The organism is Litchfieldia alkalitelluris (assembly GCF_002019645.1).
In the GTDB taxonomy this organism is placed as follows: Bacteria; Bacillota; Bacilli; order Bacillales; family Bacillaceae_L; genus Litchfieldia; species Litchfieldia alkalitelluris.
In genome coordinates this window covers 5,389,501-5,411,398 of record NZ_KV917374.1, presented here as the reverse complement: position 1 = coordinate 5,411,398, position 21,898 = coordinate 5,389,501, and the positions used below count along the sequence as shown (strand labels likewise).

At 39.0% G+C, this 21,898-nt stretch carries 15 protein-coding genes; 13 read left to right on the top strand and 2 right to left on the bottom strand.

The window, feature by feature from the left end; genetic code table 11:
* The first annotated feature begins 3 nt into the window (after positions 1–3).
* Positions 4–1,272, top strand: coding sequence for a phosphoribosylamine--glycine ligase (gene purD, locus BK579_RS25070; RefSeq protein WP_078550252.1), 1,269 nt, complete (start codon positions 4–6; stop codon positions 1,270–1,272).
* On the opposite strand, the gene BK579_RS26985 is transcribed toward purD, so the two are convergent.
* Both BK579_RS26985 and BK579_RS25065 read right to left on the bottom strand, forming a co-directional pair.
* On the bottom strand, positions 1,250–1,351 hold the full coding sequence (locus BK579_RS26985; RefSeq protein ID WP_328589300.1) for an EYxxD motif small membrane protein: 102 nt from the start codon (positions 1,349–1,351) through the stop codon (positions 1,250–1,252). The genes purD and BK579_RS26985 overlap by 23 nt on opposite strands.
* 64 nt (positions 1,352–1,415) lie before the next feature.
* Positions 1,416–1,700: a YgaP family membrane protein gene (locus BK579_RS25065; protein ID WP_078550250.1), complete on the bottom strand. Its 285-nt coding sequence runs from the start codon at positions 1,698–1,700 to the stop codon at positions 1,416–1,418.
* A gap of 134 nt (positions 1,701–1,834) precedes the next feature.
* Between BK579_RS25065 and BK579_RS25060 the strand changes: the two genes are divergently transcribed.
* From BK579_RS25060 to gatB, 12 genes are all read left to right on the top strand, one after another.
* Positions 1,835–3,577: an adenine deaminase C-terminal domain-containing protein gene (locus BK579_RS25060; RefSeq protein ID WP_078550248.1), complete on the top strand. Its 1,743-nt coding sequence runs from the start codon at positions 1,835–1,837 to the stop codon at positions 3,575–3,577.
* A 46-nt stretch (positions 3,578–3,623) separates the two neighbouring features.
* Positions 3,624–4,673, top strand: coding sequence for a DUF3048 domain-containing protein (locus BK579_RS25055; protein WP_078550246.1), 1,050 nt, complete (start codon positions 3,624–3,626; stop codon positions 4,671–4,673).
* Between the two features lie 42 nt (positions 4,674–4,715).
* Complete coding sequence (locus tag BK579_RS25050; RefSeq protein WP_078550244.1) at positions 4,716–5,033, top strand: YerC/YecD family TrpR-related protein; 318 nt, start codon at positions 4,716–4,718, stop codon at positions 5,031–5,033.
* A 2,425-nt stretch (positions 5,034–7,458) separates the two neighbouring features.
* The gene (pcrB, locus tag BK579_RS25045) at positions 7,459–8,145 is read left to right on the top strand and encodes a heptaprenylglyceryl phosphate synthase (RefSeq protein WP_078550243.1); all 687 of its coding nucleotides are present in this window, start codon (positions 7,459–7,461) and stop codon (positions 8,143–8,145) included.
* Positions 8,146–8,224: 79 nt separating this feature from the next.
* On the top strand, positions 8,225–10,465 hold the full coding sequence (pcrA, locus tag BK579_RS25040; RefSeq protein ID WP_078550241.1) for a DNA helicase PcrA: 2,241 nt from the start codon (positions 8,225–8,227) through the stop codon (positions 10,463–10,465).
* 31 nt (positions 10,466–10,496) lie between these two features.
* Entirely contained in the window at positions 10,497–12,503 is a 2,007-nt protein-coding gene (gene ligA / locus BK579_RS25035; protein ID WP_078550239.1) for an NAD-dependent DNA ligase LigA, read from the top strand.
* 61 nt (positions 12,504–12,564) lie between these two features.
* Positions 12,565–13,776 (top strand): CamS family sex pheromone protein, encoded by a 1,212-nt coding sequence (locus tag BK579_RS25030; RefSeq protein WP_078550237.1) that lies wholly within the window; start codon positions 12,565–12,567, stop codon positions 13,774–13,776.
* A 413-nt stretch (positions 13,777–14,189) separates the two neighbouring features.
* Positions 14,190–15,740 carry an L-glutamate gamma-semialdehyde dehydrogenase gene (gene pruA, locus BK579_RS25025; RefSeq protein ID WP_078550235.1) on the top strand — a complete coding sequence of 517 codons (1,551 nt, stop codon included), beginning with the start codon at positions 14,190–14,192 and terminating at the stop codon, positions 15,738–15,740.
* A gap of 994 nt (positions 15,741–16,734) precedes the next feature.
* The gene (gene putP, locus BK579_RS25020; protein ID WP_078550233.1) at positions 16,735–18,180 is read left to right on the top strand and encodes a sodium/proline symporter PutP; all 1,446 of its coding nucleotides are present in this window, start codon (positions 16,735–16,737) and stop codon (positions 18,178–18,180) included.
* Positions 18,181–18,530: 350 nt separating this feature from the next.
* Positions 18,531–18,821, top strand: coding sequence for an Asp-tRNA(Asn)/Glu-tRNA(Gln) amidotransferase subunit GatC (gene gatC / locus BK579_RS25015; RefSeq protein ID WP_078550231.1), 291 nt, complete (start codon positions 18,531–18,533; stop codon positions 18,819–18,821).
* An 18-nt stretch (positions 18,822–18,839) separates the two neighbouring features.
* Positions 18,840–20,297, top strand: coding sequence for an Asp-tRNA(Asn)/Glu-tRNA(Gln) amidotransferase subunit GatA (gatA, locus tag BK579_RS25010; RefSeq protein WP_078550229.1), 1,458 nt, complete (start codon positions 18,840–18,842; stop codon positions 20,295–20,297).
* Positions 20,298–20,312: 15 nt separating this feature from the next.
* A complete protein-coding gene (gene gatB, locus BK579_RS25005) occupies positions 20,313–21,743 on the top strand; it encodes an Asp-tRNA(Asn)/Glu-tRNA(Gln) amidotransferase subunit GatB (protein ID WP_078550227.1) in 1,431 nt (476 codons plus the stop codon).
* Positions 21,744–21,898: the final 155 nt, after the last annotated feature.

Genomic DNA, 21,898 nt, shown 5'->3' with positions numbered 1-21,898 from the left:
AGCATGAATGTATTAGTAGTCGGTCGAGGTGGAAGAGAGCATACAATAGCTTGGAAGGTAGCACAAAGCCAGTTAGTTAATACAGTTTTTGTAGCACCTGGAAATCCAGGAATGGCGGATGTAGCAACAACGGTAGAAATTGAGGAAACAGACTTTGACAGGCTCATTTCATTTGCTAAGTCTGAAAAAATAGTACTGACAATTGTTGGTCCAGAAGTTCCACTTAGCCAAGGGATCGTCAACCGTTTCCAACAGGAAGGTTTACTAATTTTTGGTCCAACAAAGGAAGCGGCGATTATTGAGGGTAGCAAATCATTTGCAAAGGACTTAATGAAAAAATATCACATCCCAACAGCAAACTATGAAACATTTACATCTTTTGAAAAAGCTCGCGCTTATATTGAGCAGCAAGGAGCACCTATTGTTATAAAAGCAGACGGGTTAGCTGCTGGAAAAGGTGTTGTCGTGGCAATGACATTGGAAGAGGCATTGACTAGCCTTCATGAAATGATGGAAGAAGCAAAGTTTGGTGCTGCTAGTACACAAGTAGTGGTTGAGGAATTTTTACAAGGTGAAGAGTTTTCGCTTATGGCTTTTGTAAATGGTGATAAGGTGTATCCGATGGTAATATCTCAAGACCATAAACGTGCATACGACAATGATGAAGGACCAAATACTGGTGGAATGGGAGCATATTCTCCAGTCCCACAAATTCCGGATGAAGTTGTAGATGATGCAGTTGAAACGATTTTGAAGCCCACAGTTCAAGCGATGATAGAAGAAAATAGACGTTTTACAGGTATTTTGTATGCGGGATTAATGTTAACTAAAGATGGGGCAAAGGTGATTGAATATAATGCTCGTTTTGGGGATCCTGAAACACAAGTCGTGTTACCAAGACTTGAGAGTGATCTTCTCGAGTTGTTGCTTCAGATTTTAAAAGAAGAAGAAGTTCAACTTGTATGGTCAGAAGAAGCGGTAATTGGTGTGGTTTTAGCTGCAAAAGGTTACCCGAATGATTATCAAAAGGGATCTGTCATTACGGGGATTGAAGATTTTACAAGGGAAACGACGGTCTTTCATGCAGGAACAAGCATGAAGCAAGGTGAGTTTGTGACGAACGGTGGTCGAGTTTTAGCTTTAGTGTCAAAAGGTAACACACTTAAAGAAGCACAGGAAATTGTTTACCGGGAAATAAAAAGCATAGAATGTACTGATTTATTTTACCGTAATGATATTGGAAATAAAGCTATTTCACGCGCTTTTTCTTAATATAAACGAACGCAATGGCGATGATTCCGCCGATGATTGAGATTAAGACATAAGACATATCTGTAATGTATTCAAGCATATTTTCGACTCCTTTATAATAAATAATAATAAGTGCCTGGTTTCTTACAGGCACTTTATTTGTTTTAAATTTTATTTAATGGGTTAAAGGGTGTAGCTTCGTGTTCTTGTTCGGTTTGCTCTTTGTTAAAATAAGGATTTTTATTGTTTTGAGCTTGCTTTTCTACCAGGTATGTTAAAGGACAAAAACGAGTAATACCTTCACCAATCTTCATTCCACCTAATATGGCGGGAATTAAATAACTATCCCTCCAAGGACGCTTGACCATTTTAGCAGTCGCCCAAGCAACCATTGTAAACCCACAGGTTATTCGTACTAATGCATTTAAAACTCCAATGTTTGGTTTCATTAATTACTCATCCCTTTCTAGTGTTTGGGCAAATTTAACATAAATGTAATATGATTATAATAACTCTTTAATGCGTTAAAACATGTTATGTGATAGAATAATGTAAACGCATTCACAAACTAGGAGGAAAAACCATGCTTGATCAACGTTATAGATGGAAAAACAAAAAGCTAAGAGAGCATGTTGCTGTTATAGATGGAAAGTTAGCACCGACGTTATTACTTAAAAATGCTATGTACTTAAATCAAATGATAAAAAAATGGATACTTGCGAATATTTGGATCTATGAAGATCGTATCGTTTATGTGGGAGAGAAATTTCCTGATAATACTAAGGGCTGTGAAGTAGTTGATTGTTCTAATCTTTTTTTAGTCCCAGGCTATATCGAACCACATGCGCATCCATCTCAATTATATAATCCCCACTCTTTTGCCCAATATGCATCTCAAAGTGGAACAACAACGATTATAAATGACAACCTCACATTAGCTTTACATTCGGACAAAAAGAAAGCGTTTTCACTTATTAGTGAGCTAAGACAATTACCTGTGAGTATGTATTGGTGGTGTCGTTTTGATCCACAAACTGAAATACAAGATGAGGAGATGGTATTTTCTCATGCTAATATTAGGTCATGGTTAGAGCATGATGCGGTATTACAAGGCGGAGAGCTAACGGCTTGGCCGAAGCTTTTAGATGGAGACGATCTGATGCTGCACTGGATTCAAGAGGCGAAGAGAATGAGAAAGCAAATCGAGGGACATTTTCCAGGTGCATCGGAAAAAACATTGGCTAAGCTGATGTTACTTGGGGCAGATTGTGATCATGAATCAATGTCAGGTCAGGATGTAATGAATCGATTATTGCAAGGCTACACAACATCATTGAGATATTCATCAATAAGGCCTGATCTCCCAACCATTTTGGATGAAATTCATGAGCTTGGAATCGATCAATATGATAAGTTTTTCCTTACAACAGATGGGTCTCCACCTTCCTTTTATGAACAAGGGATGATTGATTTGTTGATTAAAATTGCTATCGATAAAGGGGTTCCTATTGAAGATGCCTATAATATGGCGACTATTAATATCGCAAAATATTATAATATCGAATATCTTCATGGAAATATTGCAACGGGTAGAGTTGCGAACATAAACTTTTTATCAGCAAAAAATCAACCAACACCTGTTTCTGTCCTCGCAAAAGGCCAGTGGATTAAGATAAACAATGAGGTTGTTCCGAATAGTATGCAGGTAAATTGGGAAGCTCATGATATTAAAAAATTACAACTAGATTGGGAGCTTTCGATGGATGATTTACAATTCTCGATGCCGTTTGGAATGGAAATGGTAAACTCAGTAATTATGAAACCGTTCTCAGTGACGATAGATGCATCTTCATCAACGATTTCAACCAACCATGATGAAAGTCTACTAATGTTAGTTGATCGAAAAGGAAAGTGGCGAATCAATACAATTATTAAAGGCTTTGCAAACAAGGTTTCTGGGTTTGCTAGTTCGTTTTCAAATACAGGAGACATTATTTTAATAGGTAAAAGCAAAGAAGATATGATTCTAGCATTTAATCGAATGAAGGAGCTTGGAGGTGGCATTGTTTTAACAGAGGATGGGCAAGTGATTCACGAAATTCCGTTGCCATTGATAGGGCATATGTCAGATAGATCAATGGAAGACTTGATGGTAGAAGAAAAGCAGTTGACTATATTATTGCGAGAGAGAGGATATCAATATAGTGATCCAATCTACACATTGTTATTTTTATCATCAACACATTTGCCATATATTCGGATTACTCCAAGGGGAATTTATGATGTGATGAATAAAATGGTACTCTTTCCGTCTATAATGCGTTAAAATATAAAAGTAAAACTTATTAATCGTATAAAGGTTGTGTCTAGGTATGAGACGGAGCATTACTATGTTCTTCATCATTTCACTTTTCGTTATGGTAGCTGCTTGTAGCAATGGAACTGACGAGGACCTAGTTGAGGAACAGCCAACAAAGAATCAAGATTCTGTACATCCAGAGAAAGCAGTTCCTAACTTACCTGCAAATGTATATCCTCTAACAGGAATACGGACAGATGAAGAAGTCACAAACCAACCGATTGGTGTAGTCATCAATAACCATACAAGTGCAAGGCCACAGTCAGGTTTATCTCAAGCTGATATTGTATATGAAGTATTGGCTGAAGGTGATGTCACGAGGTTTTTGGCGATTTATCAAAGTGAAAAGCCGGAAATCATTGGACCAGTTCGGAGTGCGCGTGATTATTACATTGATTTAAGTAAAGGTTTCAATTCTTTTTTCGTTGCACATGGCTGGAGCCCTGAGGCAAAAAATTTGCTACAAGCACAAGTAGTTCCCAATATGAACGGCATTGAATATGATGGAATTTTATTTTGGAGAGATAACACTAGGGTTGCACCGCATAATTCCTACATCTCTTATAAAAATATAAAAAAAGGTGCGGATAATCTCGGAATTAAGCTAGAAAGCTCTGTGCAAAGTATATCTTTTTTAACTGAAGATGAGATGAAGGACATTCAAGGTGCTGAAGCAATGAATGTTCGAGTTGCTTATTCACAAAGAGAAATGTTTGCTGCTGTATATCAATACAATGAACAGACAGAAAAGTATGATCGTTATAGTAATAATGAACAAACAGTAGATCGTGAAACAAAGAATCCAGTTTCTTTAGATAATGTATTCATTGTTGAGACAGCTCATTCTGTGATTGATGATGTTGGTCGAAAAAAGATCGATGTCACTTCAGGCGGAAAAGGATTATTGCTCCAAAAAGGTAAGGCCTTTGAGGTTGAATGGGAAAACCAAGACGGTCGAATTATTCCTTTGTTAGATGGGAAACCAGTAGGACTTGTTCCGGGGAAGACATGGATTAATGTGATTCCTACTAACCCAGGGATTGCTGGAGCTGTATCTTATTAAAGTATCTATGAAATTAACTAGCTAAAGGAGATAATCAAACATATGCAAATAGAAAAGCTACGTGGAAAAGAACTTGATCAACTATTTAATGCTGTTCTTTCGCTTAAAGATTTAGAAGAATGCTATCGTTTTTTTGATGACTTGTGTACTGTTAATGAAATTCAATCTCTTGCACAACGCCTTGAAGTTGCTAGAATGCTTCAAGAAGGAAATACCTATCATAAAATTGAAACACAAACAGGTGCTAGTACAGCTACGATATCTAGGGTGAAAAGATGTTTGAATTATGGAAATGACGCTTATAAAATGGCACTAGATCGTGTAAAAGAAAATCAAGAAGCTCCTACAGAGAACGCTTGATTTTTAAGTTCTGTCGTGAGAAAGAGTTTAGTTTAATAAAAGCTGGGTCTAGTTTTATGGATCTTAAGCAGTCTGAATCGAGGTTTCATGCGATTTGGGCTGCTTTTTGTTTTGTTGGGAGGTTGTATGACGTGCGGTAGGTTCGGACAGCTTTATGGTTTTTGGGAGTGTAGCTGTTCGAAGTCAGGGTAGGTTCAGACAGCTTTTAGCTTTCTTGGGAGTCAAGCTGTCCGAAGGTGAGGTAGGTTCAGACAGCTTTTTGATTTTGAGCGGTCAAGCTGTCCGAAGTCGGGGAAGGTTCAGACAGCTTAATGGGTTTTAGGAGTGAAGCTGTCCGAAGTCAGGGTAGGTTCAGACAGCTTTATGGTTTTTAGGAGTGAAGCTGTCCGAAGGTGGGGAAGGTTCAGACAGCTTTATGGTTTTTAGGAGTCAAGCTGTCCGAAGTCGAGTAATGTTCAGACAGCTTTATGGTTTTTAGGAGTGAAGCTGTCCGAAGTCGAGTAATGTTCAGACAGCTTTATGGTTTTTAGGAGTGAAGCTGTCCGAAGTCAGGGTAGGTTCAGACAGCTTTTGGGTTTTTCGGAGTCAAGTTGTCCGAAGTCAGGGTAGGTTCGGACAGCTTTTGGGTTTTAGGGAGTCAAGCTGTCCGAAGGTGGGGAAGGTTCAGACAGCTTTTGGGTTTTTCGGAGTCAAGTTGTCCGAAGGTGGAGTAGGTTCAGACAGCTTTTGGGTTTTAGGGAGTCAAGCTGTCCGAAGGTGGATTAGGTTCAGACAGCTTTTGGGTTTTTAGGAGTCAAGCTGTCCGAAGGTGGGGTAGGTTCAGACAGCTTTTGGGTTTTTCGGAGTCAAGTTGTCCGAAGGTGGAGTAGGTTCAGATAGCTTTTGGATTTTTCGGAGTCAAGTTGTCCGAAGTCAGGGTAGGTTCAGACAGCTTTTGGGTTTTTCGGAGTCAAGTTGTCCAAAGGTGGAGTAGGTTCAGACAGCTTTTGGGTTTTTCGGAGTCAAGTTGTCCGAAGGTGGAGTAGGTTCAGATAGCTTTTGGATTTTTCGGAGTCAAGTTGTCCGAAGTCAGGGTAGGTTCAGACAGCTTTTGGGTTTTTCGGAGTCAAGTTGTCCAAAGGTGGAGTAGGTTCAGACAGCTTTTGGGTTTTTCGGAGTCAAGTTGTCCAAAGGTGGAGTAGGTTCAGACAGCTTTTGGGTTTTTCGGAGTCAAGTTGTCCAAAGGTGGATTAGGTTCAGACAGCTTTTGGGTTTTTCGGAGTCAAGCTGTCCGAAGTCGAGTAATGTTCAGACAGCTTTATGGTTTTTAGGAGTGAAGCTGTCCGAAGTCGAGTAATGTTCAGACAGCTTTATGGGTTTTAGGAGTCAAGTTGTCCGAAGGTGGGGTAGGTTCGGACAGCTTTTGGGTTTTAGGGAGTCAAGCTGTCCGAAGGTGGGGAAGGTTCGGACAGCTTTTGGGTTTTAGGGAGTCAAGCTGTCCAAAGGTGGAGTAGGTTCGGACAGCTTTTGGGTTTTAGGGAGTCAAGCTGTCCGAAGGTGGGGTAGGTTCAGACAGCTTTTGGGTTTTAGGGAGTCAAGCTGTCCGAAGGTGGAGTAGGTTCGGACAGCTTTTGGGTTTTAGGGAGTCAAGCTGTCCGAAGGTGGAGTAGGTTCAGACAGCTTTTGGGTTTTTAGGAGTCAAGCTGTCCGAAGGTGGGGTAGGTTCAGACAGCTTTTGGGTTTTTCGGAGTCAAGTTGTCCGAAGGTGGAGTAGGTTCAGACAGCTTTTGGATTTTTCGGAGTCAAGTTGTCCGAAGTCAGGGTAGGTTCAGACAGCTTTTGGATTTTTCGGAGTCAAGTTGTCCGAAGTCAGGGTAGGTTCAGACAGCTTTTGGGTTTTTCGGAGTCAAGTTGTCCAAAGGTGGAGTAGGTTCAGACAGCTTTTGGGTTTTTCGGAGTCAAGTTGTCCGAAGTCAGGGTAGGTTCAGACAGCTTTTGGGTTTTTCGGAGTCAAGTTGTCCAAAGGTGGAGTAGGTTCAGACAGCTTTTGGGTTTTTCGGAGTCAAGTTGTCCGAAGGTGGGGTAGGTTCAGACAGCTTTTGGTTTTTAGGGAGTCAAGCTGTCCGAAGGTGGAGTAGGTTCAGACAGCTTTTGGGTTTTAGGGAGTCAAGCTGTCCGAAGGTGGGGTAGGTTCAGACAGCTTTAGGGTTTTTCGGAGTCAGGCTGTTCGAAGTTAGGGTAACTTCAGACAGCTTTTTCAATTTCACCAGTCAAGTTGTCCGAAGGTAAGGTAACTTCAGATTGCATATTAACCTCCGTAGACACCAATCTCTCCTAGCTAGAAATCTATGGACTCGATACCAAAACATACATCGGTTATCAGGGTGCCTTCCGCTTTTCAAGATGTTATAATGTAATAATGGAATCATGAGAATGGAGGATGAACGTGTACGATTATAAAGAGTGGAAGCACGTTTTTAAGCTGGATCCTAATAAAGAAATTAGTGATGAGGCACTAGAAGCGATTTGTGAGTCAGGGACAGATGCGATTTTAGTTGGAGGAAGTGACGGGGTGACGATAGATAATGTCATTCATTTAATGTCACGTGTGCGAAGATACACGGTTCCCTGTGTCCTAGAGGTATCAACTGTTGAGTCGGTAACCCCAGGATTTGATCTTTATTTTATCCCAACGGTTCTAAATAGTCGTAAGACCGACTGGATTACGGGACTTCATCATGAGGCGGTTAAGGAATATGGTGAGTTGATGAACTGGGATGAAATTATTATGGAAGGTTATTGCATATTAAATAAAGACTGTAAAGCAGCCGCATTAACGGATGCAAAAACAGATTTAGACATAGATGATATTATTGCTTATGCCCAAATGGCTGAAAAAATGTTCCATTTACCTATTTTTTATATAGAGTATAGTGGAATGTATGGAAAAAGGGAGATTGTCGAGCAGGTCGGGAATGTACTTTCAAACACGAAACTTTTCTATGGAGGTGGAATCACAACACCTGAGCAAGCAAAAGAGATGGCTGCTGTTGCGGATACCATCATTGTAGGGAATATTGTGTATCGAGATCTTGCTGCAGCTCTAAAAACTGTACAAGCTGTAAAAGGATAGACTTCAAAAAACACCTAACTTCAGTTAAAATGGAAACATATGTTCTAAAAAGAGGGAATACAAGATAAGGAGTGATGATATGCAATTTATTAGTGATAAATTGTTATCTGGATTAAACCCACAACAACAAGAAGCAGTGAAAGCAACAGATGGCCCACTTCTATTGATGGCTGGTGCTGGTAGTGGAAAAACAAGAGTACTAACACACCGAATTGCTTATCTCATGGCCGAGAAGGAAGTTGCCCCATGGAATATTTTGGCGATTACATTTACAAATAAAGCGGCGAGAGAAATGAAAGACCGTGTGGCAGCGATTGTTGGTGGCGCAGCAGATGAAATTTGGATTTCTACCTTCCACTCAATGTGTGTGCGTATTTTACGAAGAGATATTGATCGAATTGGCATTAGCCGAAATTTCTCGATTCTTGACACAGGGGATCAGCTTTCGGTGATTAAGAGTATTCTTAAAGAAAAGAATTTAGATCCGAAGAAAAATGACCCAAGAAGCATCTTAGGTTCGATTAGTAGTGCGAAAAATGAGCTAATGACACCTGAGGAATATGCAAAACAAGCGGGTGGATATTATGAACAAACAGTTAGTGACGTGTATACAGAATATCAACGTAAACTAAAGAAAAATCAGTCACTCGATTTTGATGATTTAATTATGACAACAATTCAATTATTCCAGCGGGTGCCTGAAGTATTAGCAAACTATCAACGTAAATTTCAATATATTCATGTGGATGAGTATCAAGATACGAACCATGCGCAATATTTATTAGTAAAGCTACTAGCAGCACGATTTAAAAACATTTGTGTTGTTGGTGACTCTGATCAGTCCATTTATCGCTGGCGTGGAGCTGATATTGCCAATATCCTCTCATTTGAAAAAGATTACCCAAATGCACAAATGATCATGCTTGAACAAAACTACCGTTCAACGAAACGAATATTGGAAGCTGCAAATAAGGTTATCGAGAGAAATTCAAATCGTAAGCCAAAGAATCTTTGGACTGAAAATGATGAAGGTAGTAAACTTAGCTACTATCGAGCAGATAGTGAAGCACTGGAAGCACAGTTTGTTGCAGGAAAGATACGTGAACTAGTAAACAGTGGGAAGCGTAAGCTATCAGACATTGCTATTTTATACCGAACGAACGCCCAATCACGTGTGATGGAGGAAGTACTTTTAAAGTCAAACCTCAACTATACGATTGTCGGTGGAACAAAGTTCTATGACAGAAAAGAGATTAAGGATTTACTAGCCTACTTGCGATTAATTGCGAATCATGATGACGATATTAGCTTTGCGCGAATTGTTAACGTACCGAAGCGTGGTGTTGGTGCAACGTCTGTGGATAAAATCGCAAATTATGCGATTACAACGGACTTGTCGTTATACGAAGCACTTGCAGATATTGAACTGGTAGGACTAAGTGGCAAAGTTACAAAATCTTTGCATGAATTCAGAAGTCAAATTAGCAACTGGGGTCAAATGCAGGAATATTTATCTGTTACTGAATTAGTAGAAGAAGTTTTAGACAAAACTGGTTATAGAGATATGCTTAAAAATGAAAAAACAATCGAAGCAGAAAGTCGCTTAGAAAATATTGAGGAATTCTTATCTGTTACAAAGAATTTCGAAGAGAAAAACGAAGATAAGAGTTTAATTGCGTTTTTAACTGATTTAGCGCTTGTCGCGGATATTGATAAGTTAGATGAAGATGAAGAAGATCAATCGAAAAATGAATCTCTAATTTTAATGACATTACATGCAGCTAAAGGATTAGAGTTCCCAGTCGTATTTTTAATTGGTCTTGAGGAAGGTGTTTTCCCACACAGTCGTTCATTGATGGAAGAGGCTGAAATGGAGGAAGAACGCCGTCTCGCTTATGTTGGAATTACTCGTGCAGAAGAGGATTTATATATCACCAATGCTCAAATGAGAACTTTATTTGGTCGCACAAGTATGAACCCTGTATCACGTTTCGTTGGTGAAATTCCTGAAGAGTTGCTTGAAAATATTGGAGAGCAATTGAAAAAACAAATCTCAAAAGCACCATTTAGCTCAGCTCGTTCTGAACGTTCAATCGAACGAAGACCTACTCCACAACCAACATTTGCAGCTGCCAGATCTACAGGTGGCGATGAAATATCTTGGGTTGTTGGAGATAAGGCAGCCCATAAGAAATGGGGAGTCGGAACAGTGGTCAGTGTGAAGGGTGATGGCGATTCAAAGGAACTAGATATTGCCTTCCCAAGCCCAACAGGAATTAAACGTCTACTAGCGAAATTTGCTCCGATAACAAAAGCGTAAATCCACTTTTTTAAACGAAAGGGTTGGACAAATGGTAAAAGAAGAAGCACAAAAAAGAGTACAAGAATTACATGATCTGTTACATCAGTATAACTATGAGTATCATGTGTTAGACAAGCCATCTGTATCTGATGCTGAATATGACCGGTTAATGCAGGAATTAAAAAGCTTAGAAGAACAATTTCCTGAAATGTTAACGAGTGATTCACCATCTGTACGTGTTGGAGGTCAAATCCTTGATGCGTTTAATAAGGTTGAGCACCGTACACCTATGCTCAGCCTTGGAAATGCGTTTAATGAAACTGATTTACGCGATTTTGATCGACGTGCAAAGCAAGCGGTTGGTGAAGACGTTTCTTATGTTTGTGAATTGAAAATTGACGGTTTGGCAGTTTCACTTAGATATGAACAAGGATTTTTCGTCCAAGGGGCTACTAGAGGAGATGGTACAATTGGTGAGGATATCACTGAGAACTTAAAAACAGTGCGTTCCATTCCGTTGAAAATGAAGCAACCACATTCGCTTGAAGTTCGTGGGGAAGTGTTCATGCCAAAGAAGTCCTTTGAAAGTTTGAATAAAGCGAAGGCTGAAAACGGTGAAGAGCTTTTTGCAAACCCACGTAACGCTGCGGCTGGATCACTTCGTCAGCTTGATCCAAAAATTGCTGCAAAGCGCAATTTGGATATTTATGTTTACAGCATTGCTGACGTCGGGGAAACAGGTGTTTCAGCACATAGTCAGGGATTAGATTTACTTGATGAGCTAGGGTTTAAAACAAATCCTGAGCGCAGGAAGTGTGCAAATATCGATGAGGTGATTACTTATATCGAGGGTTGGACAGAAAAACGGCCAAATCTAAGCTATGATATTGACGGAATCGTCATAAAGATTGATTCCTTAGAACAACAGCAGGCATTAGGATTCACCGCGAAAAGTCCAAGATGGGCGATTGCGTATAAGTTTCCAGCTGAAGAAGTGGTGACGAAACTGTTAGATATTGAATTAAGTGTGGGACGTACAGGTGTAATTACACCAACTGCGATTTTAGAGCCGGTTCGTGTAGCAGGAACAACTGTTCAACGCGCTTCGCTTCATAACGAAGACTTAATACGGGAAAAAGATCTTAAAATCGGTGATACGGTTGTCGTGAAAAAAGCGGGTGACATAATCCCTGAGGTTGTTAATGTAATGGTAGAATTACGAACTGGTGATGAAGTTGAATTTTCTATGCCAACTCATTGTCCAGAATGTGAAAGCGAGCTTGTTCGTCTAGAGGAAGAGGTTGCACTTCGCTGTATTAATCCAGCATGTCCAGCTCAAATCCGAGAAGGTATCATTCATTTTGTTTCAAGAAATGCAATGAATATTGATGGATTAGGTGAAAAGGTCATTGTTCAGCTATTTAAAGAAAAGCTCGTGGAAAATGTGGCAGACCTTTATAAGTTAGAACGTGAAAGACTTTTACAGTTAGAGCGTATGGGTGAAAAATCAGTCGATAATTTGCTAAAAGCAATTGAAATGTCGAAGGGTAATTCGTTAGAAAAGTTATTGTTTGGTTTGGGTATTCGTCATGTGGGTGCAAAGGCAGCTAAAACATTAGCACAGAACTTTGAAACGATGGGAAATCTGCAAAAAGCCACGTTTGAGGAACTAGTTGCCATCCACGAAATTGGTGACAAAATGGCGGATTCTGTGGTGACTTATTTTGATTTACCAGAAGTAGAGGAATTATTAAAAGAACTAGTTGAGTATGGCGTAAACATGGATTATAAAGGGCCAAAACTAGTCAGTACTGAAGATATTGATTCTGTGTTTGCTGGAAAAACGATTGTTTTAACAGGAAAGCTCGAACAACTTAATCGCAATGAAGCAAAAGCGGAAATTGAAGCATTAGGTGGAAAAGTCACGGGTAGTATTAGCAAGAGCACCGATTTGTTAATTGCGGGAGAGGCAGCGGGATCTAAGTTAGCAAAAGCACAGGAGCTAAATATAGAAATTTGGGATGAAGAACGGTTAATTTTAGAATTAAAAAAGTAACATAGGTTGTAGAGATGAAGTAATTGCTCGTGAAAACAAACTACGGTAAGAGGTGTTAAATGTGAAAAACCTATTGTTGGTAGGTCTTACATTGGTTCTTCTTCTTTCAGGATGTGTACCTAACTTCGAGAAGGAAGAAGAGGTTGTCCAAGAAACAAACGATACAAAAGAGACAGCCATCATCCCAAAATATAACATCTCTGAGTCCTATTATCGCACAATTTTACCATTTAAATCTGGGGAAGCAAGAGGTCTTGTGCTCGGTACATTAAATACTCGGTTAGACATTGATGAATTCGAAACTGGTTTAATGAGAATGGCACAAGACACATTTAGTGTGGATAAATACTTGTATCAAGAAGGTCAATATCTAGAGAAAGATACAGTTGAGGGATGGTTGGGAAGAAAGCTATCAAATAAGCAATTAGAAGCGTTAAAAGATAAAGATAAACCTGATGAAGAAGTTCCGAATGTAGGACTAAATCCAACATTTGTATATGATAAAAATCAATCATATGAAGAACAAATGAAGAAAAGTCCGATCTATTTATCAAGTATCCTTGAGCATAATTATCTTATAAAAAATGATCAGGGACAGGTTGAATTAGGTGGTATAGCCATTGGTTTAGCTTTAAATTCTGTGTATTATTATAAGCTTCCAGATGATTATCATATTGAGGAATATCGAGGTTTTCAAAGAGAAGTAGAGATAAGTTCAGCAAAGCTTGAGGAAGAGGGAAAGAAAATTGCTGATGAAATCATAAGGCGATTACGTAATATACCTGAGCTCGCACAAGTACCGATTGTGATTTCACTGTTTGAGCAGGAGGAAATCTCTTCAATTGTTCCAGGGCATTTTGTTTCCCGTGCTAAAGTGGATGCCAATAGCTCGAAACTCGGTAAATGGGAGGATATCAATGAAGAATACCACTTCTTCCCTTCAACCGCTGCCACAAATGCGTACCCAGAAGATGCGATGAAGATGGAATACTTTAAGGCAGATATCGATGATTACTTTTCCAATTATACGGGCGTCATTGGTCAAGGATTTTACAAAAATGAGGATCTTCAGGAGCTAACAATCACGATTCCGATGCAATTTTATGGCAAAGGTGAAGTCATTGGCTTTACCCAATATGTTACCGGGTTAGTAATGGAGCATTTCCCTAGCTATGTAAATGTCCGAATTTATATTACTTCAGGAAGTGGACAGGAAAGTATTATTATCCGAGATGCTGGTGAAGAAGAACCTTATGTCCATATTTATAATTAGTTTTATTGAGGCTCAGTTCTGGGTCTCTTTTTTTACAAAAAATTTTTTTGGGAAAATTAAGAGTTTTCCTATTTTGCTAAAATGGCTTCATAGTGGTGTATGAAAATTTGTCCTAGTTTTATAGGTTTGTTTTTTGAAGAATCTAACTATTTGTAAGGGTTTGAAGAGTTGCGCTTTATCTAGTAGAATGATGATGAAGGATAAGAAACTGCTTTATAGTAGGGCTCTTTTCTGTAATGTTTTTGCTATGAGAACCGTTGTAGAGTTGTAGAAAAAATCATGCGTAATCTTAGGTTCATTTTACGGAAGAAAAGATACCACTCTACTTAGTTCGAGGCGGTCGGTACATGTAACCGTTTAAAAGCAAAGGTATATGGGGAATAGCCAATAGTAGAAAGGGAGGCGAAAGTAGAATGGTAGTACCTTACAAACACGAACCATTTACTGATTTTACTGTTGAGGAAAATAAGAAGGCTTTTGAAGCTGGTCTTGCAACAGTTGAGGCTTATTTAGGAAAAGATTATGATTTAATTATTGGTGGAGAACGAGTTTCAACAGAAGATAAAATCGTATCGGTTAACCCAGCGCAACGTTCTGAGGTTGTAGGTCGTGTATCTAAAGCCACTCGTGAGCATGCGGAAAAAGCAATGCAGATTGCAGATAAGACGTTTCAAACATGGCGTAAAACAAAGCCAGAAATGCGTGCTGATATCTTATTCCGTGCTGCTGCTATCGTACGTCGCCGTAAACATGAATTCTCTGCACTACTTGTAAAAGAAGCGGGTAAACCATGGAACGAGGCAGATGCTGATACAGCTGAAGCAATTGATTTCATGGAGTATTATGGACGTCAAATGCTTAAATTAAAAGACGGTATTCCAGTTGAGAGCCGTCCTATCGAATATAATCGTTTTAACTATATTCCACTTGGTGTAGGTGTAATCATTTCACCTTGGAATTTCGCATTTGCAATTATGGCTGGTATGACAACTGCGGCATTAGTATCTGGTAACACAGTATTACTAAAGCCTGCTAGTACAACGCCTATTATTGCTGCTAAATTCATGGAAGTGTTAGAAGAAGCAGGCCTTCCTGCAGGGGTTGTAAACTACATACCTGGTAGTGGGTCTGAAGTTGGTGACTATTTAGTTGATCATGCTCGTACTCGATTTATCAGTTTCACAGGTTCTCGTGATGTTGGATTACGTATATATGAGCGTGCATCAAAACTTAATGAAGGCCAAATTTGGTTGAAGCGAGTGATCGCGGAGATGGGTGGAAAGGATACGATTGTAGTTGATAAAGAAGCTGATCTTGAATTAGCGGCTAAATCAATCGTAGCATCTGCTTTCGGTTTCTCAGGCCAAAAATGTTCTGCATGTTCAAGAGCTGTTGTGCTTGAAGATGTGTATGATCAAGTATTAGAGCGTGTGGTTGAATTAACAAAAGAGCTAACTGTTGGTAACACAACTGCTAGCCCAACTGTTTCAATGGGGCCTGTTAATGATCAAGGTGCATATGACAAGATTATGAGCTACGTTGAAATTGGAAATGAAGAAGGTAAGCTAGTACATGGTGGTGAAGGTGACGATTCAGAAGGCTGGTTCATTCAACCAACAATCTTCGCTGATGTGGATGAAAATGCCCGCCTAATGAAGGAAGAAATCTTCGGACCTGTTGTTGCATTCTGTAAAGCAAAAGACTTTGATCATGCCATTGATATTGCAAACAACACAGAATACGGCTTAACTGGTGCGGTTATTTCTAACAACCGTGAAAACATCGAAAAAGCACGTGAAGACTTCCATGTAGGTAATCTATACTTCAATCGTGGATGTACAGGTGCAATCGTTGGATACCAACCATTCGGCGGTTTCAACATGTCAGGTACCGACTCAAAAGCAGGTGGCCCAGACTACCTATTACTACACATGCAAGCTAAGACTACATCTGAAATGCTATAAATGAAAAAGAGAAAAGTCCCCGGGTTTTGGGGACTTTTTTTGGTGATAGGCACCACCCGGTTTAGGGTTTGTACCCTTGATATCTACTCCGTATCCCAAGTTTGCAAGCCTCCTCCTTTTTGAATCAATTTTTCGTAGTATGAGATTCTTAAGGGGAGAATTTCCTCTTATTCTATTAAGGGAAGCTTAAGAAGCGTATATAAGGGTAGAAAATCCCCTTAACTACTCTAAATAACACAAAATCTTAAAGATTTGGGTCATTTAAGCGGAAAAACTCCCCTTATTTTTTAGGAAATGTGGGTATTTCCCAACTTAGAGGGAATTTCTCCGCTTATTTTCCAAACACAGTGATGTCAACTTTCAGTTTTAACAGAGTGGGGCCTGACACCACCCGGTTTTTGCCGGATTTTGTCGAAGGGGTTTGCAAAATTGAAACAGAATTATAACCAATCTATCAAATGTCACTGATGCTTCATTCGAAATCCTAAATTATGAGCTTCATAGGAAATAGTTCAAAAACATAGGACGATTTTCTTATTAATTTATAATAAAATACTCACCGGTTTTTAACCCCTAAAACAAGCCGGTTTTCCATAAAATTTCCTTAAAGCCCAACTTAATTTTATGAATTTCGATGAATAGATATAATCTATATACCTATATAACGGTAAAATGATACGATTTTGTGTATATTTATTCACCAAGGGATAACTTTTAGAATATTCAATCTGTTCAGAAATCGATATTATGTTATGATTGTTAAGGTGTTATGAAATTATTGTTCATTAATAGCTTCAAAAAGAGTTATCATGAAATTGTATGCTTGTGCATATTCTAATTCGTGACAAGGCTTTTCTTAGGAGGTGAAGGGATGGAACACTCTTTAACAGGCGCTACTTGGTTTTGGTTATTTGTACCGATGCTAGCTACAGTAGTTCTATCAGTCGTAACGTACAGACCAGCAAAAAGTAAATCTGAAGGGAGAGGATAAGAGATGGATGCTGCAGTATTAACCACATTTATAATTTATTTAGTAGGTATGTTAGGCATAGGTATCGCAGCCTATAAGTTAACTAGTAATCTTTCAGACTATGTATTAGGAGGAAGGCGACTAGGACCAGGAGTTGCAGCGCTAAGTGCGGGTGCATCAGACATGAGTAGTTGGTTATTACTAGGTCTACCTGGGGCAGTTTATATTAGTGGAGGTATGAATCAAATATGGATCGCAGTTGGTTTAACTGTCGGTGCATACTTAAACTGGCAATTTGTTGCAGGTCGTTTAAGATCTTACACTGAGGTTGCTAATGATTCAATTACAATTCCAGATTTCTTTGAAAATCGTTTTAAAGATACATCAAAATCATTACGCGTGATTTCAGCACTAGTAATTTTATTATTCTTCACATTCTATACTTCTTCAGGTATGGTAGGTGGAGCTAAGTTGTTTGAAGCTTCATTTGGGCTTTCTTATAATCAAGCACTTTGGATTGGTGCAATAGTTATCATTTCTTACACATTCTTAGGTGGATTCTTAGCCGTAAGTTGGACAGATTTTATCCAAGGAATTTTAATGTTCTTAGCATTGATCATTGTTCCGATTGTTGCAGTAACTGAACTTGGTGGTTGGAGCAATACAGTAAATACAGTTGGTGAATTAGATCCTATGTATCTTGATGCGTTCACTGGCATGACTGGTATTGGAATCATTTCATTACTAGCATGGGGATTAGGTTACTTCGGTCAACCACATATCCTTACACGTTTTATGGCATTACGTTCTGTAAAAGATGTACCTAAAGCTAGATTAATAGGTATGGTTTGGATGGTATTTGGATTATTTGGAGCAGTATTCACTGGTTTTGCAGGTATCGCGTATTTCGCAGAAAGCCCACTACCAGATGGAGAGCAAGTCTTCATTATGTTTACACAAGTATTATTTAACCCATGGGTATCAGGTGTTCTATTAGCAGCGATTTTAGCAGCTATCATGAGTACAATTGATTCTCAGTTACTTGTTTCTTCAAGTGCTGTAGCAGAGGATTTCTACAAAGCAATTCTTAAGAAAGATGCTTCAGAAAAAGAACTTGTATGGGTTGGTAGAATTTCAGTTGGTGTTATCGCATTAATTGCACTTTTACTAGCTATGAATCCAGATAGCTCTGTTTTAGACTTAGTAAGCTATGCATGGGCTGGTTTCGGAGCTGCGTTTGGTCCCGTTATCATTTTATCCCTATTCTGGAAACGGATGAATCGTTGGGGTGCTTTAGCTGGAATGATCACTGGAGCAATCACAGTTGTAATATGGAGTAATATTGGGTCTGATTTATATGAAATCGTACCAGGCTTCATTATCTCAACAATTGCAGTATTTATCGTAAGTTTAGTAACAGAAGCACCATCACAAGAAATTCAAGATGAATTTGAAAAAGCTAGAGGTTAATAGATAGTTAGAATAATAGAACGAACTCGGGTGTGTTAATTCACATTTGGGTTCGTTTTTTTTTTTTTTGTAAAATAGACCTTGGATATTAAATGGCTATTTTTCTCTCGGTGGAAAACTGTAAATCTAACGCCAATCATCTAATTATATAGAATCAATAATCCAAACAAAGAATTTTATCCTTCCTAAACACACATCTGTTCACCTCGTAAATACCACATAATTCCTAACTCATCCCAAAATTTTCAGGTTATTCTTTATTTTCCCTGTGAATTCTTGCTTTAAAGCCTTAAACTTTGGTATTATCAGTATATTGTTAATGGGCGAAATCCGTGGAGGTGAAAGGTTTTATGTCTAGAATTTCAATCGATCAAGTAAAGCATGTCGCAAATCTTGCGAGACTTGCTGTAACTGAAGATGAAGCGAAAATGTTTGCAAAGCAATTAGATGATATTATCACATTTGCTGAGCAGTTAAATGAATTAGATACAGAGCAAGTGGAGCCAACATCACATGTATTACCAGTGAAAAATGTACTTCGTGAGGATGTCCCACAAAAAGGATTACCGGTAGAAGATGTATTAAAGAACGCACCAGATGCGAAGGATGGACATTTCCGTGTTCCATCAATTATTGAGTAAGGGAGGGGAAGTTAGAGGATGTCTCTTTTTGGTCATAAAATTTCAGAATTACATAGCATGTTACATAAAAAAGAAATATCAGTCACTGACCTAGTGGATCAGTCATATAAACGAATTAATGAGGTTGAGGAACAAGTTCAAGCATTTTTAACATTAGATGAAGAAAAAGCGAGAGCATATGCAAAAGAACTAGATGAGGCAATCGGAACTAAAGACCAATATGGTCTCCTTTTTGGAATGCCAATCGGGATTAAGGATAATATTGTTACAAAAAATTTGCGTACAACATGTGCTAGTAAAATCTTAGAAAACTTTGACCCAATTTATGATGCGACAGCAGTACAAAGACTACAACAAGCTGAAGCTGTTACAATTGGAAAGTTAAATATGGATGAGTTTGCGATGGGTTCATCAACTGAGAACTCTGGATTCCAGGTAACAAAAAATCCATGGAACACAGAGTATGTTCCAGGAGGATCGAGTGGTGGTTCTGCCGTCGCGGTAGCAGCAGGTGAGGTTCCATTTTCACTTGGATCTGATACAGGTGGTTCAGTAAGACAGCCGGCTTCCTTCTGTGGAGTTGTTGGATTAAAGCCTACATATGGTCGTGTATCACGTTTTGGACTTGTTGCGTTTGCATCATCACTTGATATTATTGGACCAATTACACGTAATGTCGAAGACAACGCATATCTTTTACAAGCAATCGCTGGAGTCGACCCAATGGATGGGACAAGCGCCAATGTCGACGTACCTGACTATTTATCAGCATTAACCGGTGATGTAAAAGGTTTGAAAATTGCCGTCCCTAGTGAATATCTTGGGGAAGGTGTAAATGAAGAGGTTAAGCAATCTGTATTGGGTGCATTAAAGATTCTAGAAAAACTAGGTGCAACTTGGGAAGAGGTTTCACTTCCACATTCTAAATATGCAGTAGCTACCTATTATCTTTTATCATCGTCAGAAGCTTCAGCAAACCTATCTCGTTTCGATGGAGTGAGATACGGATATCGCACAGATAATGCGGAAAACCTTTTGGAAATGTACAAGGAAACAAGAGCGGAAGGTTTTGGTGATGAAGTGAAGCGCCGAATCATGCTTGGGACCTTTGCACTTAGCTCTGGTTATTATGATGCTTATTATAAAAAAGCACAAAAAGTTCGTACATTAATCAAAAAAGATTTTGAAGATGTATTTGAAAAATATGACGTCATTATTGGACCTACAACACCAACTCCAGCATTTAAGATTGGTGAAAAAATCTCAGATCCACTTACCATGTATGCGAACGATATTTTAACCATCCCAATGAACTTAGCAGGTGTTCCAGCTATTTCAGTTCCATGTGGATTATCCAATGGTCTTCCACTCGGACTTCAAATTATCGGTAAGCATTTCGATGAAAGTACCATATATCGTGTTGCACATGCATTCGAGCAAGCAACAGAATTTCATAAAGAAAATCCACAATTGTAAGGGGTGAAACAAATAATGGAATTTGAAACAGTCATTGGACTTGAGGTCCATGTTGAGCTTAAAACTAAATCAAAAATCTTTTCAAGCAGTCCGAACGCCTTCGGTGCGGCTCCGAACTCAAATACAACAGTAATTGACTTAGGATATCCAGGTGTCCTCCCTGTTTTAAATAAAACCGCGGTTGATTATGCGATGCGTGCGGCAATGGCGCTTAACTGTGAAGTTGCCACAGATACAAAGTTTGATCGGAAAAACTATTTTTATCCAGACAATCCAAAAGCTTACCAAATTTCTCAGTTTGATAAGCCGATTGGTGAAAATGGTTGGATTGAGATTGAAGTGCAGGGCCAAAAGAAGCGTATCGGAATTACAAGACTTCACCTTGAAGAAGATGCTGGTAAGCTTACACATACAGGTGATGGATACTCACTAGTCGATTACAATCGTCAAGGAACACCATTAATTGAGATTGTATCTGAACCGGATATCCGTACACCTGAGGAAGCATATGCCTATCTAGAAAAATTAAAATCGATTATTCTCTATACAGGTGTTTCTGATGTGAAAATGGAGGAAGGCTCACTTCGCTGTGATGCAAATATATCACTTCGTCCCGTTGGACAAGAAGAATTTGGGACAAAAACTGAACTTAAAAACTTAAATTCATTTGCATTTGTTCAAAAAGGCTTAGAATATGAAGAAATACGCCAAGCAGAAATATTAAAAGCAGGCGGTACGATTGGCCAAGAAACTCGCCGTTATGACGAGAATACAAAAACAACGAAACTAATGCGTGTAAAAGAAGGATCTGACGATTATCGTTATTTCCCTGAGCCAGACTTAGTTGAGTTATATATTGATGATGAATGGAAGGCTCGTGTCCGTGCGGAAATTCCTGAGCTTCCAGATGCACGTAAAAAGCGTTATGTCGAAGACTGGGGACTGCCTGAATATGATGCTGCAGTCTTAACGATGTCAAAGGACATGGCAGACTTCTTTGAAAGTACAGTCGCAGCTGGTGGCGATGCAAAGCAGGCATCAAACTGGATTATGGGTGACGTCTCTGCATATCTGAATGCAGAATCAAAGGAATTACATGAAGTGGCATTAACAGCTGAGGGCTTAGCAGGAATGATTAAGCTAATTGCTGACGGAACGATTTCTTCTAAAATTGCCAAGACCGTCTTCAAGGAATTAATCGAAAATGGTGGCGACGCCGAAACGATTGTAAAAGAAAAAGGACTTGTACAAATCTCTGATGAAGGTGCACTGACTGAAATCATCACGAAGATTATTGATGCAAATCCACAATCGGTTGAAGATTTTAAAGGTGGTAAAGGTAAGGCGATTGGTTTCCTTGTTGGGCAAGTAATGAAGGAAACAAAAGGTCAGGCGAATCCGCAGTTGGTGAATAAGATTTTGGCTGAGGAATTGAATAAGCGTTGATCAATTTAGAACCTAGGGTGTTGAACCTAGGTTTTTTTTGTTGGTTTTGGATGGGGAAATGAATGATTTTAAGTGTAATATTGATATTTAGTCGAAACTTGACTAATAAACTGGTCAAAATGGCTAATAAAACTCTAAAAATGGCTAATAAAATG